This is a genomic window from Peribacillus sp. NPDC096447 (assembly GCF_044762725.1).
GTDB lineage: Bacteria > Bacillota > Bacilli > Bacillales > DSM-1321 > Peribacillus.
This window is the reverse complement of sequence record NZ_JBIWEV010000005.1, coordinates 284,188-301,592: the sequence shown is the minus strand read 5'-3', so window position 1 is coordinate 301,592 and position 17,405 is coordinate 284,188. Positions and strand designations below refer to the sequence as shown.

Below are 17,405 nucleotides of genomic sequence, written 5' to 3'. Positions count from 1 at the left end.
ATCCTTTAAAACATCATTACACTTTCAATAGCTCTTCTATGTCAGCTATAATAGAAGAATGTAACCCAACTGGAGGAAAAAAAATTGTCTAATAGATTAGGTTTAGTACTTGACGTAGAAACAACTGGTTTACGTCCCTCTTCAGATGAAATTATCGAGCTTGCCCTTATACTCTTTACATACAGCAGTGAAACAGGGGAAATCATTAATCTTATTGATCAAGAATCATTTTTAAGGGAGCCTCTCTCCTATGGAGCAAGAAGGAATTATGATCAAGCATACAGAATTCATGGAATTCCATACAGCTCCGTAGAAGGAAAAAGTTTTCACGATGAAAAAATAAAATCCTTCATTGCCCGTACCGATTCGATTTTCGCACATAATGCTTCTTTCGATAGAAGTTTTCTCTACCAAATGTATCCGGAAATCAATGATCAAAAGTGGTTCTGTACGATGCGGAATGTACCTTGGAAGCAATATGGATTTGAGAATAGTAAACTCTTAACATTACTGCAGGCACATAATATCACCAATTTTCAAACACACAGGGCTATGGACGATATTTCTTACCTAATGGAACTTATGAGAAAACCAGGTCCTTCTGGCCATCCTTATTTAAAGGATGTCATTGCAAAAAATCCGATGAAGAAATATGCACCTGCTTCCCAAAAGACAAGGGTATAGCCGTTTAAATAATTACTTCATTGTTCAGGCTGCACCAATGTTTTGTCACAAACAAACCGTTGCCATTTCATGTGAACAGGAATGCATATCTTTAAATGGGTGTTATTTTAAGGGCAATTTTATTTTCCTGCATTTCACTTATTACCTGATATTTATCAAAAAAAAACAGCGACCCAGACGGGTCGCTGTTTCAGTTTGTCGACAGGGGGTTCGGAATGAATGGTCTCTCCCCAAAACATGATTATTTACTGGAACGTGATTTTGAGGGGTTAAAATTTGAACGTTGATTTCCACTCCAGGCACTCGCTTTCCGCGGGCGCGGTCCGGGAGCCTCCTCGGCGCTCTTTGCGCCTGTGGGGTCTCCCTTGAACACGCTTTTCCCGCAGGAGTCTCGTACCTTCCGTTCCAATAAACTTTGTTTTAAAATTTAGATAGAAACCCCTTTGCCGACCAAAAGTGGGTCCGGAACGGCCTTATCCCGAATCCGAAATTATTACCATGATTTAAAAACGAGACTTGGTTTTACTCCATAATTTTTTACTTTTTTATATGGGGTGAAACCCTCTCAAGATTGAAGAAATTTGCGACACCCCTCCCGAATAACTGGCTAGCCGAGACCCCACTGCCGATTGCTTTGATGCGGCTTGGCAGACAGTCGGCGGAAAGGAAGCGGATTTCTTCAATCAACTGGAATTTTTTTAAAAAAACTGTAGGCAATCTCGCTTTCCTCGAATTTGTCTACAGTCAAAAACAGCGACCCAGACGGGTCGCTGTTTTTTTGATCATTGTACAGTTGCTTCTTCCTGTTGTTCATTTAATGCGCCGTTCAACTTCTTATGCCGATACATAAAGTAAAGAAGTGATAATATTAATGCCACAACGAGGAATATGGCCAATATGCCAAGATTATGCCACATGAAGCTATAATCTCCTGTTGAGATCACTGCCCGAAAAGCATTAATAGAGTAAGTCATCGGTAAGAACGGTGTGAATCCTTGCAGGAAGCCAGGAACCAATTCATTTGGGAATGTTCCGCCACTGCTGGTCAGTTGAAGAATCAAAATCAATAATGCTATGAACCGGCCAGGATTGTCAAAGGCTGAACCAAGGAACTGAATGATTGCCATGAATGTGCAGCTAGCAAGAATGCTTACTGCAAAAAATAGCGGCAGGCTCGTAACATTGATTCCAAGGCCTAAAATTAAAATCGAGTCCACCAATATGGCTTGACAGATTCCTATAAGAGCCATGACGCTGTATTTACTAATAAACCAGCTAAATCCACTTGCAGGTTTAACAGCAGGATCTCTTAACGGGAAAATGATCGTCAGAACGATAGCCCCGATAAATAAACTTAATGAAATTAAATATGGTGCAAAACTTGTACCATAGTTCGGTACATTATTAATTGGTAATTTATCCACTTTAACTGGGCTTGCAAACATGTCATATACTTCTTCATTGGATTTTATCTTGCCTGCTTCGTTTGCCCCATCATTTAATTCCTCATGCAATTCTGCAGATCCATCTGAAAGTTTGGCGATTCCATCTTGCAACTTAATGGCTCCATTAGCCAGTTCTCCCATACCGCTTGTAAGGCTGGAGGAACCTTCTTTCAACTTATCCGTTCCCGTAACCAGACCTTTCGAACCTTCGGAAAGCTGTGAAGTTCCACTTGATAGTTGCTTGGAGCCATCTTCAAGCTGATCAAGCCCGCTAACCAAGTTATTGCTGCCTTCGGTTAACTGTCCAAGCCCACTTTGTGCTGAATCTATACTATCGCCAAATGTTGTCAAACCAGACACCAATTGACTTTGACCATTTTTCAGTTCATTCGCCCCATTGGCGAGTTTATCCTGAGCTTGCTTTAATTGAGTGAAACCGCCGCTTAATGCACTTGTGCCTTCACCTAACTGATTTGCTCCATCACTAAGGCTATTTGAGCCTTTAGCAATTTCAGTTGCACTGGCCGATAGTTTCCCTACTCCTTCAGAAACTCCTTTACTACCTTCACTAATGCGGGTTAGAGAAGAAATCACTTCCTCCAAACGCGCTTTCTCGGCAGGATCATCCGCAGCTTCAGATTGTTGTTTCAATCCGGAAATAACCTCATCCAAACCTGCCGACACTTCAGATGCCCCCGCTTTTGCTTCGTTCGATGCTGCGCTCCAATCAGACAATGAACCTGAAAGCTGGGCAGCACCAGCCGCTACACCATTTGCTCCCTCAGTCAAAGCGGGCAGCTTTTCTTCTATTTGATTGAATCCCTCTAATGACTGTTGCAGTCCAGAGGCCAATTCACCAGTTCCCGCTTCAGATTTCTTGGCTCCTTGCAAAAGCTCGGATTGCCCATCTTTCATTTGTCCAACACCAGAGCTAAACTGTCGTAACCCTTGATTGAGTTCTTTTGATCCTGCAGCTGCCGAACCGACCCCATTCGAAAAGGTCAATGATTTTTCAGCTAATTTTTCCAGGTTTTCATGGATTTCGACAGAACCTGAATGAAGGGAATCAATTCCTTCATCCACTTTTTTGGAACCTTCTTTAGCTGAGTTAATCCCTTCACCAAGTTCACTGGATCCGTTCTTAACTGTATCTGTCCCATCTTTCAATTCCCCAGCTCCATCACTGGCACTTTTGAGTCCGTCAGCCACTTCGTTCAAATTATCGAACATTGACTCCGCATAGGTTTTCGTAACGGCTGACGATACCTCCCCTTTAATTCTCTCCGAAGCTGCGTCACCTATTTTAGTCGATATATAGTTGAACCCTTCATTGGACGTATAAATTAAATCAAGTTTTTCCGGATTGTCCTCCTGTAAGGTCGTTGCATTCTTCGAAAAGTTTTTCGGGATTTCTATTTTCATGTAATAATCTTGATTTTCCAAGCCTTCATTGGCTTCTTTTTGACTGACGAAATGCCAATCGAAATCCTTCTTTTCCTTTAATTCCTTGACTAAATCTTTTCCTATTGTAAGTTCCGATTCATTGAACTCCGCACCCTCATCCATATTGACAATGGCAACAGGCAATTGGTCGACCTTACCATATGGATCCCAAAATGCCCACAGGAACGTGCCGCTATATAATAAAGGAATCAGTATGATCCCTATTATGGAAATGAGTATCATAGGATGTTTTATTATGGCTAAAAATTCACCCTTTAAAGATTTTAACACTCTTACCAAGCCCTCCTATACGACGAATATGCCGTTTATTAATCTATCTAGGTGAAAATGGATTGAAGAATACTTAATAAAGTCATTTGCTTCTGCAATATATAATTTAAATTCTTCTTCACCTTAATATATATAATTTTTAAACAATCAATAATTACTGACCATATTGTTCATTTGGTCAGTATCACGAAAATAATATAACATTTATCCTTCTTTTTATCAATATTTTTTCACAGTCTTACATCGTATATTTACTGCATTTCTCTTTATATCCTATTTAGATTGCCTTTTTAGCTGATTAAGACCTTTTCATGAATTATCTCTGATATTACATGGCAAAAAAGGGTATCCATTATGGATACCCTTTTTGTTAGCTATATTAGCATAATTAATAAAGCGCTTTCATATCATTTTGATATAATTCCTTTTAATTTTTCGGCCTGCCCGGTCAATTTCTTCAAGGACTCCTGATACTCTTTTTCCAATTGTTTAATGATGCCGGCAGCGGTATCTATTTTTTTAATTGCCCCTACACCATGACCCGCTGACCAAATATCACGCCACGCTTTAGATTCAGATGGTTTGGACATGCTGTCAAAATCGACTTTTTCTTTTTTGGCCAATTGTTCTGGGTCCATGCCTTCCTTTCTGATGCTCGGTTTCAGCATATTACAATTAACGCCTGAAAATGCATCAGTCAAGATGATGTCATCATGATCACAATCGACAAGCATTTCACGATATTCATCATTTGCCCTGCTCTCTTTCGCCACGATAAAACGTGTACCCATATATGCAAGATCCGCTCCAGCTGCCTGAGCTGCCAAAATACTGTGACCAGTACTGATGGATCCGGCAAGCAAAATGATTCCGTCCCAGAATGTCCTTACGCTGTCCACGAAAGCAAAGCTATTTATCTCACCCGCATGACCACCGGCTCCCGAGGCAACCAAGATCAATCCGTCCACACCTGACTCCGCAGCTTTTTTTGCAAAATCCACAGAGCTGACATCCGAAAAGACCAAGCCGCCATAGCTATGTACGACATCCACCACATGTTTGGGTGAACCTAATGATGTAATGACGATGGGAGGCTGATGCTTTTTGACCAATTCCAACTCTTCTTCAAGCCGGCTATATGTACGGTGGACAACCATATTCATTGCCCATGGAGCAATCTTTGAGCCTGGTTCTTTATCCTTTGCTGCAATCAATGTGTCGTTTATGTCACCCATCCATTGATCCAGTACCTCAATCGGACGCGCATTCGGTGCTGGAAAAGAGCCGATCACCCCATTCAAACAGCATTCTTTCACTAACTCAGGACCCGATATTAAAAACATAGGTGCTGAGATAACTGGTAAAGATAATTGATTCCACCACTGTTCAGGCAAGCTTCTAGTCATCCATTAAACCTCCCATTATTAATATATTACCAAAATATAACACTACAAGATTATCATACTTCTAAAATACACAATTTTCAAGAAATTTAATTCAGCAGCAAAAATTTCATTTTTGGCAGCGCCATTTCAATAAAAAAACTGTATATGGAATACGTCCCATATACAGTGTCGATTCAATTTGAAAGCGCCCATTTACGAATGGCCTTAGCCACACCATCTTCTTCGTTTGTCGCTGTAACCCAATCTGCTTTTTCTTTCACAATTTCTTGGGCGTTTCCCATTGCCACACCCACTTTTGCTTCAGAAATCATTGCAAGGTCATTAAGGCTGTCACCCACTGCCATAACATTATCCATAGTAATATCGAGCAATGAACATACGAGCTTTATCGCTTTCGCTTTATTTACGCCCATGGCATTCACTTCAATATTCGTCGGGCTTGAATTGCTTATTTCAAAGTTTCCTTTTGATACCAGTTCATCCATGATGATTTTGCGGATGCTTTCATCATCTGTATCAAATCCGAATTTAAGCCATTGCGAATCATGGATTTTCTCAGGCATTTCAGCCCTGTATATATTATCGCAGCTTATTGCCCAGAAATGAGTACCATGTTTTTGGCTTAATTCCCACATCCATTGTATGGAATCACTATCGACGATATTCCTTTCCACCAGTTTTCCTTGATTATCGTAAATTTCGCTTCCGTTTACCGTAATGAGGTATGATTGAAGTTCCATTGACTTTGCAAAATCACTGCATGTCGCATAGGATCTTCCTGTGCTCAATACCACAAAAACCCCTTGATTTTCGGCTTCTTTTATCGCTCTGCGATTTTCTTCAGATATCTCTCCAGCCTTATTGAGAAGCGTGCCATCCATATCAAGTGCAACTAGCTTAATATCTTGTTTCTCCAATCTTATTCACCCTTTCATTATCCTTCTTTATGTAACTATGTCAATGATAGCTTATAATGCATACGCAAGGAAAGTACGTGAAGAATTAAACAGGCATTATCATTAGTGTCGTGATATTAATAATCAAACAAATTTCTTATCATGACACTTTGTATTCTGCCATTCTTTCTACTCCCTTCCTTTTTTCATTTCATTCAATTCTTTTTTTATTTGACCTTCCCATTTTGGGACACCATCATTTTCATCAAATTCTATAATGACATCCGTTACCCCTCTTTCCTTGAATATCTCATTAAACAGCCGATCTTTAATGTCATCCGCTTGGGCGATTGAAATATGGGGATCAAGTTCGACTTCAAGTTCAACATGGAAGTCTTCCCCTTCTTTTATTACGGCCAGTTTCTGTATATCCCTTACGTCTGGATCATCCATGACCATCGTCCCGATTTTTTGTCGCATTTCAATATCGGCTTCCCCAAGAGCACCTGCAGCATTATCAAGAAAAACCCTTCCAACCACATAGAACATACCGAGACCGATCATGACGGAAGCAACTCCTTCCGCTTGGATGAAAGGCGTGAAGTTTGCTAATAAAATGGCAATTATCGCAAGCACCCCACCACCGGTCGCTACCATATCTTCCATGAATACTAATTTCGTCGCTGGTTTTGCTCTTTTTAAACCAGTGAAGCTCTTAAATATGACGGCTGTTCCTTTAGCTTCGATTCCAGTCTCATGCACCACTTCTTTCATCGCTTTAAATAATACATATGATTCCAACACAACCGCTAAGGAAAGGACGGACAAGTTAATAAGGATACCAGTTGATTCTGCAGGGTGCAAAATGTGATGAAACCCTTCTTTAATCGTTTCATAAGACATGATTCCGACAACCAATACTGCCCCTAATAATACAAGGTTAACCAAACGTCCAAAACCATCAGGGAATCGATCCGTTGGTGACTTTTTGCTTAGTGCGGAACCAATGAAGACGAAAAACTGATTCGCAGCATCGCCCAAAGTATGTAAAGTTTCAGCAAACATAGCGACATTCCCTGTCATGAAGTAAGCAATCCCCTTTAGCACAGCGATGATACTATTCACACAGGCAGCAATGAACGCCGATTTATTACCTTGTTTCAATAACCGAAATAATTCTTTCATTTAAAAACCCCCCCTAATCTTTTTATAAATCCATTTTTATAATGTATTATCCCCAACACTGGAATATATGAAACCACAAAAAGCGAAACCCTTAACTAAACGAATATATTCCAGAATCGGACTCATCTATTCTAATAAGTTCACAATGAACGCATCCATTTCTTTAGAAGACTGATTAATGCAACAAAAAAAGGAGTAAGCGGCGGCTTACTCCATATAATCCAAGAACTTCAAGCGTTTAAGCTTCCTTTTTCACTAACTTAGATGGATTATTTACTTTATAGCGTATTTCTTTATTATATTTTTTGTCGACCACTTTTCCATCAAATTCGATTTCGTCCCCTTCTTCGAGCTCAGCTTTTTTCAATGTCTTGCTATATCCACACCAAGCATCGCCGATGGTCAATTCAGGTTCCGTTGTAACTTTGACATTCTCCAAGAGTATGACTTCATCTTCTTCACCAGTAAAATGGTTCATTTTCGCCGTGAACTCCTTGACGGTCGCGGTAAAATGCACTTTTTCCCCAGGTAAGTCCAACTTAGGTTTTGCTGTCGTTTTTTTAGTTTTGGTTTTTGCCTTTTTTGGTTCTTCACTTAGCTGAACGGAGTTTTCCGTAATTGGCGCTTCCTCCACCTGCTCAGTTTCACTAAGAACTGCGGCTGTTTCGGAAACCGGGCCACTCAACAGTTCTTTTCCGAAACTGGAGCTTTGCATTTCCTTTAAATAGGAAGGGTTAATGCAACTAAGCTTACCATTTTCAAATTGAACGACTACAGTGTCAAGTCCGTTTCCATATTGTTCATAACCTGCCAATTTGACTTTTGCTTGAAAACTTCCGCTTTTATATACTAGTTCTCTTTTTACCGAACGGGCAGTGAATAATTTCCATTCTAATCCTTTTGCGATATAGTCCGTATCATCTAAAAAAGGGATATATTCTCCTTTTGGTGCGATATAATGAATCAAATCTTCAGCTGGAGTTTCAGCCACAGTAACCACTCCTAATCTTTTCTATAGATTATATTCTAGCAAAGGATTTCAAAGTTGCAAATGAATGAGTATCGTAATGGGTGATTGCAGTCAGAATCCCGAACACACTTAAATCCTTTCCATGAAATGAATGCGATCATTTTTTGAACCAGAAAAAAAGCTGCCCACTAAGAGCAGCCCGGACTGTGACAAATTCAAAAAAGCCTTTGCCTAAAGTTTTTATTTAAAAAACGTTCCAGTATTCAGAAATCCGCTCCCTTTCCGCGGACTGACTGCCAAGCCGCATCAAAGCAAGCGCCTGTGGGGTCTCGGCTAGCCAGTTATTCGGCAGGAGTGTTGCATATTTCTTCAATTTAGTAAGGGTTTCATCCTATAAAAAAACTCAAAAAAACATGAAGGATAACTAAGTCTTCTTTTAAAATTATGGTTCGGGAAGAGACTATTTCGAAACTCTATTTCGACAAACGGAGCTGCCCACTAAGAGCAGCCCATTATTTGAATAGTCAATCTTTTATTTCTGTAATTGGAAAAACTACTTTACCCTTCCTTAACGTTAATTTGTTTTAGTTTTGCATCTTGTTCAGGAGTAATTACCTTTTTCTTATGATAAAACAGAAAGTATGACCCAATTACTAGAATCGTGAGAAGGGTTGTAAGAAAGAATTGCAATCTCATGGAATCAATAAACGCCTGAGCAACGAATATAATAAATAATACGGCAATGGTCACGTAGGTTAAATAAGGGAATAGCCACATTTTCACTTTGAGTGTCCCGGGATTTTCTTTTTCCGTCTTTTTCCGTAAATATAGATGAGAAAAGGCGATAAAGATATACATGATCATAGTGACTCCTCCAGAGCTGTTTGCGAGAAAAGCAAACAATTTATCAGGAGAAACAAATTTAAATGTCGTGAACACATAAGCAAAGAAAACACTTGCCATTAACGCCCAAATCGGGATTCCCCGCTTATTCACTCGGGAAAGGATTTTCGGTGCATCACCTTTTTTTGATAAAGAATATAACATACGAGAGCTTGTATATAGGCCTGAATTCAAAACAGAAAGCAATGAAGTGAAGATTACGATATTCATGATTTGACCCGCTGCCGGCAGGCCTGCCATGTCAAATACGCTGGCATAGGGGGTTTTCAGTAAATCTTCAGCCCCTTGGGGGATTACGAGAACTAACACGGTCACTGAACCAACAAAGAAAAGAAGGAGACGCCATACAACACTGTTTATGGCTCTAATAATATTTTTTTCAGGGTTTTCAGACTCTCCTGCAGCAATGGCAGCTACCTCACTTCCCGATAAAGAGAAAGTAATGAATATCACACTAAGAAGGACAGGCAGAAAACCTTTTGGTAAAAATCCTCCATCTCCAGTAATGTTTGAAAGGCCTGGTGAATCAAATCCCGGAACAAATCCGAAAATCATGGCGGCACCCAGGAAGAGGAATATTACAATGGCAGCCACTTTCATGAAAGCTAACCAGTATTCAAATTCCCCATAAGCTTTGACTGAATAGATATTCGTAATCGACATTAATATAGGGAAGGATAGACTAGCAGCCCACATAGGTATACCAGGAAACCAATCATGAATCATAGTACCCAATAACGTAGTTTCAATAGCAATGATGATAACCCAGTTGAACCAGTATAACCATCCGATCGTGTATCCGGCCCAGGGACCAAATGCTTGATGCGCATATGTTGAAAAGGATCCGCTATCAGGATTTACCACAGCCATTTCACCCAGCATGCGCATTATAAGCACGATCATCAATCCTGCGATTATATACGATAAAATAGCACCAGGCCCAGCTGAATCTATTATTGTTCCGCTTCCGATAAATAGTCCTGCCCCAATTACCCCGCCAATAGAAATCATTGTGACATGCCTGGTCTTGAGACCATGTTTCAATTCATTTGTTTGAAGTGCCACTATTGTCACCATCCTTTAAAACTTTCTAATTACCGTTTTGTAAGCAGTAAACCTCTGCTCATGGGTACATTAGTAGAAATCTTTCATTCAAAAACAATGTTTACAGTCCTATTCTCGTTTCATCATTAGTTTAATGAGGCCAAATTCACTATCGATATATGTATATTGCACAGCATATACTCTATTAACCATAACCGCTTTTCTATTTATACTCCTTCTTTACTAACATCAGCACCTCAACGGAAAGTACAAAGAACCTTGCTGTTTTTGCACTTTTTTGCTTTTTGTTGAGTGATTTCCTTTTATGTAGTTATCCAGCTCTATCCTTTCTTTACTAACTCTTTTTTTTTATAAAAGCACCCTCTCTCACTAAAATTTTATACATATATAATAAAAGCAATATCCATGCCAAAAAAAGGATAGGTATTTTATTAGGGTTTAACAATTTTAAGTACCTAAAACGATTCAATATTGAATTATAAATTCAATTTTCGATTCACACATTAATTATCGACCCTTTTTGATTCATAATCGAATCGAAAATGACAATTTATTTGTTTTCTTTTACTATTTCGACACATATATACTGAAAAATAACAGAGATAAAAAAGAAGATGCTAAAATCCTAATTGTGATTTCTTGGCATCTTCCAAATAGATTTATTTTCGCTGAGAATGATTTTATGTAAAATACCGGCAGAACCGGAGTGCCCTCCTGCTAATAATTAAAACTCTATGTTTACAAGCTTCGAAAAAATTCGATATGTATATAATGCTGTATGAAAATTACCCTACTGATATGTATGAAACACTTATGATTCAGTTCTGAACTTCGGAGAAATGGATGCTGAATGTGGTTAAATTTTCATTGGAGACACAATTCATATATCCATCATTACTTTCAATGATCTTTTTACATACGTATAATCCAATTCCCGTTCCTAACTCTTTCGTTGTGACAAAGGGCTCAAAAATAGATTCGATCAATTCACTGGCAATGGCCGGTCCATTATTTGAAATTCGAATTATTCTTTCATTCGCCTCAATTAAAGAGTCTATCCTCAAAATTCTAGGATGTTCCTTATCCTTTAAGGCATCAATTGAATTTATAAAAAGATTCAAGAACACTTGTTTTAACCCATCCTTGCTCGCTGTCATGATGAAGTTTGGATAAATATCTATTTCCACATTAACGCTGGCATCCACAATATTTGCATAAGTCAATTCTTTTATTTCTTCAATTAACTTTAATACGGAAATTTCCTCTCTTTGTTCCTCATTAAAATCAGACTTAGAGGTATGGAGGAATTGGGTTATCCTGAAATTCAACTGATTTAACTCATAATCAATGATATCCAAATATTTCAAGTCAGGATTCTCCCTCTTCAGTAATTTATTGAACCCCATGATAGCTGTAAGAGGGTTACGGAACTCATGTACAAAGCTTGATGATATTTGACCCAGTACCGCTAATTTATCTTTGTGGTTTTCACTAATATAAGACTTTTTTTCCTCAATCACTTCATTTGTAAGATTCGTATATCTAGTTACTGCATGGTAGCTGAACGTATCAAAGTGCAGGTTAATGTCATTAATGAATCTCTGCATATATTTAATTGGGATATTGGCGCCAAAGACATTTCTGATTATGATATTTCTCCCCAAATTGATATTATATAGAAAATCCCCAATGTTGATATTTGCTTCAAGACGTTCTTTTGCAACCTGGTAAGCCAATTTTAACAGCACATCATCAGACAATACCTCTTTGAACGTTTGGATGACCAGTGAGTACATCCCATAACCATTTTCCTTAATTCTTTCTTTGTAGGGGTCTATTTCATTGATCTTAATAGTCTCGTTCCATTCATTTAAAAACACAGATTCATTTTCTTCCAAATATTGAATCAATACATGTTTATACTTCTTATGTTCAGATGACAACTCCATACTATTGACCACACATCCCCTTGCGGAATTTAGTTACTACATCAATAACATCATTCTATATGAGATTTTGATAACCTGCACTTCATTATTTATTGTATTTTAGGTGAAATGTAGCTTATAAGGAGACAGGTATGCTGGTCCGCATATAGTTACTTGCGATAACAAAGAACCGACCAAATCAGGTCGGGAATCTGAAATTGTCATAAAAAGATTCTTCATATTTTTTTATATACTGAGAGTCTCTTACTTTTGAAAGTTAATTCCATATTTTTTCATTTTTCTATATAGCGTATTACGGCCGATGTCGAGTTGTTTCGCTGCGTTACTGATATTCCCTTTTGTTCGTTCCAATGCATTCCTGATAAGTAGGGTTTCTTGTTCTTGAAAGTTTCTTGGTTCTCGATCGGCATTTGCCCCTTCCTCATGTGTAATGGAAGAAACAGGACAAAGTGCCGCAAGCAATTCCCTTGTAATCGGGCCATTATCAGCTAGGAATGCAGCCTGTCCCAGCACATTTTGCAATTCACGGAAATTACCTGGCCACGAATATTCCAAAATGAATGTTTTAGCTTCGTCAGTTAGTTCGGTATGTTCGCTCTTATAAGGTAAATCCGTTAAAATATATTCTGCTAACAGCAATAAATCTTTACGACTCCTTAGATTTGGAAGTTTTAAAGATAATCCACAAAGTCGGAAAAATAGATCTGCACGGAATTCTCCAGCTTCAATTTCTTTTTGTAAGTCTTTGTTGGTGGCGGCAATGACCCTTACATCGATTGGAATGGAAGCATGTCCTCCGACACGCGTCACACATCGTTCCTGAAGCACGCGGAGCAGAGTCGCTTGTGCTTTAAGCGGCATGTCCCCGATTTCATCCAAAAACAGGGTTCCGCCATCTGCAGCTTCGAATTTCCCCTTATGCCCGCCGCTTTTTGCGCCAGTAAAGGCACCCTTTTCATATCCAAATAACTCACTTTCCAATAAGTTTTCGGGAATTGCGCTGCAATTGATGGCGATGAATGGCTTATCACTTCTTAAGCTTACCCCATGAATGGATTGAGCGAACAGTTCTTTTCCCGTTCCGCTCTCCCCAGTGATTAGCAGGCTGATATCAAGCGCTGCAGCTCTTTTAGCAATGGATATGGTTTGATTCATTTGCGGATCATTACTTATTATATCGGTAAATTGATAACGATTAGTTTTTAAACCATCAATCAATTTTTGTTTTTTTAACCTTACGATCACGGAGGATTGATGTTCTATATTTTTGCCAAGGGTTTGAACCAGGAATTCCTGGTCTTTAATTGAAACCTTCTGTTCTAAAACAAGTGGGTCTGTTCCTGATATTATATTCGATACTGGTTTTTCCAATGTGCCGATAACATGTGACGCCGCTATATTGAGATCTGTAACTTTTCCCTCTTTATCAAGGGTAATTAACGGATCAGGGTATGAATCATATATATAATAAAGGTTTTTCTCCCTTTTTTGTGTATGTGACAATAAGAGTGCTTGTTTGATGCTATCAGCCACCCTCTGAACTAAACTGATGGAAAAAGGATGATAATTCTGTTGATGACTGCTTAAATTCAAAACACCAAGCAGATGCCCCTCAGGGTGATAAATGGGCGATGCGGCACAAGTAAGGAAATGGTTATCCTGATGAAAGTGTTGACTGCCATGAATTAGTACAGGGTTTTTCTCTACTATGGCTGTTCCTATCGCATTTGTTCCTTTTGATTCCTCTAGCCAATTGGCCCCTTTTCTCAGGGAAACATTATCTGCATGTCGAATGAAAGCTGGATCCCCAACTGTTTGGATGATATATCCTTCAGGAGCAGCAAGTAATAAAATGGACTCCAAACCATTAATCGAGCGATAAACTTCTTCTAAAATGGGAGAAGAATGGTACAGGAGTTCCGCATATCGATCGTGGTATTCGGCCAACTCGAATGCACCAAGCATATCTTCCTTATCCATCATGCTTGGCTGAAGTCCCTTCGAAATGCACCGCTGCCATGATTCTTGAATAAATGCCGGTACGGTTCCTTTATCCGCGCTTATATTAACAGACATTGAATAATCCTCCCGTATGTATAATCCAGTAAATCGGCTACTGTTTTTTATTCAATTTCATTAATGAAACTCTATGTAATCCAAAGTTTCAGAGCATTTAGGGTTCGTTCATTCAGTTTAATTATAACAGAAAATTCAGATATCCACCAAAATGAAAACGCATTATGCCAACTACTAAACTTTTTTGTTCCATATCGGTACAACTTCCTGTTCCAATATGGAACAGTTTGCTACCTTCCCATGTCCCCCCAGCATCTTCTTTAGCTGGTTTCATTGGTTTTTTGTTATGGCATAAGTCTTGCATAATTACATGTCGAGAAATAGATTCCTTATGATAAGGGGGGAAAGAATTCAAGTAATCCAGTTTTTAAAGATATTCAGACTTGCTGCAAGTCAGCCAATGAGAATGGTATCAAAAACATAAGATTATGCCTGGTCCTTTTACTTAGAGGAACGCCATTGTCCGAACAAATATCGAACTTAAAATCCAAATGAAAAGGGGTATTATACATGGAACAAACTATTAAGCTAAATCCAAGAGTGCAAGAATTCTTGAAGGGCACTAAAAAGCTTTTGATTAATGGGGAATTGGTGGAAGCTGCTTCAGGAAAAACCTTTGAGACCCTCGATCCTTCAAACGGCAAGGTTTTAGCGGTTGTGAGTGAAGCAGGTCCGGAAGATGTAGATAAAGCAGTCAAAGCAGCCCGTAACGCTTTCGACAATGGTCCATGGAAAAAAATGAGTGCATCGGAACGCAGTCGCCTCATTTATAAATTAGCAGACCTCATGGAGGAACATAAAGAAGCGTTAGCACAATTGGATACCCTGGATAATGGCAAGCCGATTGGCGAAACCACCAATGCCGATGTCCCCCTTGCAATCGATCACTTCCGTTATTATGCTGGATGGACCACTAAGATAGTGGGACAAACAATACCTGTTGCTGGGAATTACTTCAATTATACCCGTCATGAAGCAGTCGGGGTGGTAGGGCAGATCATCCCTTGGAATTTCCCTTTACTTATGGCCGCATGGAAATTAGGCGCAGCCCTTGCAACCGGATGTACGATCGTTTTAAAACCAGCGGAGCAAACCCCGCTTTCAGCATTATATTTAGGTCAATTGGCGCTTGAAGCAGGTTTTCCTCCTGGCGTTCTCAATGTCATACCTGGATTTGGTGAAACAGCAGGGTCACCGCTTGTAGACCATCCAGATGTAGATAAAATTGCCTTTACCGGTTCAACCTCAGTAGGGAAAATGATCATGCGCCAAGCTTCGGGAACCGTGAAAAAAATCTCGTTGGAATTAGGCGGGAAATCACCTAATATCATTCTACCGGATGCAGATATGAGTAAAGCCATTCCTGGAGCTTTAATGGGCATCATGTTTAATCAAGGACAAGTTTGCTGTGCCGGTTCCCGCCTGTACATTCAAAAGAAATCCTATGATAACGTGGTAGCTGACTTAGTGTCCCATGCAAAAAACATTAAACAAGGAGCCGGTCTTGATCCATCTACCCAGATAGGGCCTTTGGTATCCAGTGAACAAATGGAAAGAGTGGGCGGTTATATTGAAAAAGGAAAGTCTGAAGGAGCTGAAGTGGTTACCGGGGGCAATTACGGACAAGGAGAGGGTTATTTTGTAACTCCTACAATATTTGCAGGCGTTGAAGATGAAATGACAATCGCTAAAGAAGAAATCTTCGGTCCTGTTGTAGCTGCGATGCCTTTTGACGATTTGGATGATGTGATAAACCGTGCAAATAACTCAGAATATGGATTGGCTGCAGGTTTATGGACACAGGATGTAAAAAAAGCCCATTATGTGGCTAATGAATTAAAAGCAGGTACAGTTTGGGTAAACTGCTATAACGCATTTGATGCAGCTTCTCCATTTGGCGGTTATAAACAAAGTGGAATCGGTCGGGAAATGGGCAGTTATGCTTTGGATAATTATACGGAAGTCAAAAGTGTATGGATTAACTTAAACTAATAAATAGAGTGAACGCTCCATATGCTCATTTGGCTTAGATATCATGATTGAAGTGCATGTTATCGTTTCCCAATTCGCAAAAAGGATGTACCAAAGTGCGGACTTTGGTACATCCTTTTTCTTGTTTTGTACTTATATGGCATAGACAAAAAGAAGAGACCTTTCCTTTCGAAAGGTCTCTTTGTATCGATTATCGATTATCGATTATCCATTACGTTCGATTTGCATTTTTTCTCTGTTTGCTTTTTCTTTTTCGATATTTTTCTGTCTTGAAATCCCGGCTACCAGGATTCCAATCACCACTATTGCTTCAAATCCATATTTAAGGAAGGGATTTGCAAAGTAGTCGTGCATGAAAGGTTCAGCTACAATCATTTTAGCAGCTGTCCAGCCTAGTATTCCCGCACCAATTATTATGATGAATGGGAAGCGTTCGATCAGTTTCAGGATCAAAGTACTTCCATACATCACTACTGGAATTGATACAAGTAAACCGATTACCACTAAAGTGAAGTTACCATGAGAAGCACCTGCAACAGCTAGGACATTGTCCAATCCCATCAATGCATCTGCAATAATGATGGTTTTTATAGCAGCCCACATAGAGTCTGCAGGCTTCACATCATGTTCTTCTTCATCGATAAGGAGCTTATAAGCAATCCATACAAGAAGTAATCCCCCTATTAAATGCAGTCCTGGCACCTCTAATAGCCAAACAACCAGCAGCGTTGCGATGATCCTTATCACTATTGCCCCGACCGCTCCCCATATTATCACCTTTTTTTGCTGTTCTTTTGGAAGCTTTCTTGCAGCCAATCCAATAAGGATCGCATTATCACCGGCTAGAACCAAATCTATCATAATGATCGCTAAAAGTCCTGAAATGAATTCACCTGTTAAAAAATCCAACACAAACTCCTCCTTTTTACAAAAATAAAGAGACCTCTGCCATAAATGGCAAAGGTCTCGCTAAGCACTAAATGAATTAGGCCAATAAAGCCGGTGGGATTCCCACGTAATGACGACTTTATTTCAGGTTATCCCTGACGCTACTCCCCTTCACGGGAATAAAGAATATGTAATTCTTTTAATATCTTTCC

Annotated in this window: 11 protein-coding genes; 2 read left to right on the top strand and 9 right to left on the bottom strand. The window is 39.3% G+C overall.

What is annotated here, in order from left to right; all coding sequences use genetic code 11:
* Positions 1-84 precede the first annotated feature (84 nt).
* The gene (locus ACIQZD_RS18755) at positions 85-684 is read left to right on the top strand and encodes an exonuclease domain-containing protein (RefSeq protein WP_054395691.1); all 600 of its coding nucleotides are present in this window, start codon (positions 85-87) and stop codon (positions 682-684) included.
* A 782-nt stretch (positions 685-1,466) separates the two neighbouring features.
* Here ACIQZD_RS18755 and ACIQZD_RS18750 read toward each other — a convergent pair.
* From ACIQZD_RS18750 to ACIQZD_RS18715, 8 genes are all read right to left on the bottom strand, one after another.
* Complete coding sequence (locus tag ACIQZD_RS18750; RefSeq protein ID WP_402905311.1) at positions 1,467-3,863, bottom strand: YhgE/Pip family protein; 2,397 nt, start codon at positions 3,861-3,863, stop codon at positions 1,467-1,469.
* Between the two features lie 407 nt (positions 3,864-4,270).
* The gene (locus ACIQZD_RS18745; RefSeq protein ID WP_402905309.1) at positions 4,271-5,269 is read right to left on the bottom strand and encodes an NAD(P)H-dependent flavin oxidoreductase; all 999 of its coding nucleotides are present in this window, start codon (positions 5,267-5,269) and stop codon (positions 4,271-4,273) included.
* Between the two features lie 173 nt (positions 5,270-5,442).
* Entirely contained in the window at positions 5,443-6,192 is a 750-nt protein-coding gene (locus ACIQZD_RS18740; RefSeq protein ID WP_402905630.1) for a Cof-type HAD-IIB family hydrolase, read from the bottom strand.
* Between the two features lie 162 nt (positions 6,193-6,354).
* Positions 6,355-7,350 (bottom strand): cation diffusion facilitator family transporter, encoded by a 996-nt coding sequence (locus ACIQZD_RS18735; RefSeq protein ID WP_402905307.1) that lies wholly within the window; start codon positions 7,348-7,350, stop codon positions 6,355-6,357.
* Between the two features lie 238 nt (positions 7,351-7,588).
* Complete coding sequence (locus ACIQZD_RS18730) at positions 7,589-8,341, bottom strand: hypothetical protein (RefSeq protein ID WP_402905305.1); 753 nt, start codon at positions 8,339-8,341, stop codon at positions 7,589-7,591.
* Between the two features lie 537 nt (positions 8,342-8,878).
* Positions 8,879-10,297, bottom strand: coding sequence for an amino acid permease (locus ACIQZD_RS18725; protein ID WP_402905628.1), 1,419 nt, complete (start codon positions 10,295-10,297; stop codon positions 8,879-8,881).
* An 809-nt stretch (positions 10,298-11,106) separates the two neighbouring features.
* Complete coding sequence (locus ACIQZD_RS18720; RefSeq protein WP_402905303.1) at positions 11,107-12,237, bottom strand: histidine kinase N-terminal domain-containing protein; 1,131 nt, start codon at positions 12,235-12,237, stop codon at positions 11,107-11,109.
* 243 nt (positions 12,238-12,480) lie between these two features.
* On the bottom strand, positions 12,481-14,313 hold the full coding sequence (locus ACIQZD_RS18715; protein ID WP_402905301.1) for a sigma-54-dependent Fis family transcriptional regulator: 1,833 nt from the start codon (positions 14,311-14,313) through the stop codon (positions 12,481-12,483).
* Positions 14,314-14,823: 510 nt separating this feature from the next.
* Between ACIQZD_RS18715 and ACIQZD_RS18710 the strand changes: the two genes are divergently transcribed.
* Complete coding sequence (locus ACIQZD_RS18710; RefSeq protein ID WP_137017626.1) at positions 14,824-16,305, top strand: aldehyde dehydrogenase family protein; 1,482 nt, start codon at positions 14,824-14,826, stop codon at positions 16,303-16,305.
* A gap of 204 nt (positions 16,306-16,509) precedes the next feature.
* Here the strand turns inward: ACIQZD_RS18710 and ACIQZD_RS18705 are convergent, their stop codons facing one another.
* Complete coding sequence (locus ACIQZD_RS18705) at positions 16,510-17,214, bottom strand: TerC family protein (RefSeq protein WP_402905298.1); 705 nt, start codon at positions 17,212-17,214, stop codon at positions 16,510-16,512.
* Positions 17,215-17,405 lie beyond the last annotated feature (191 nt).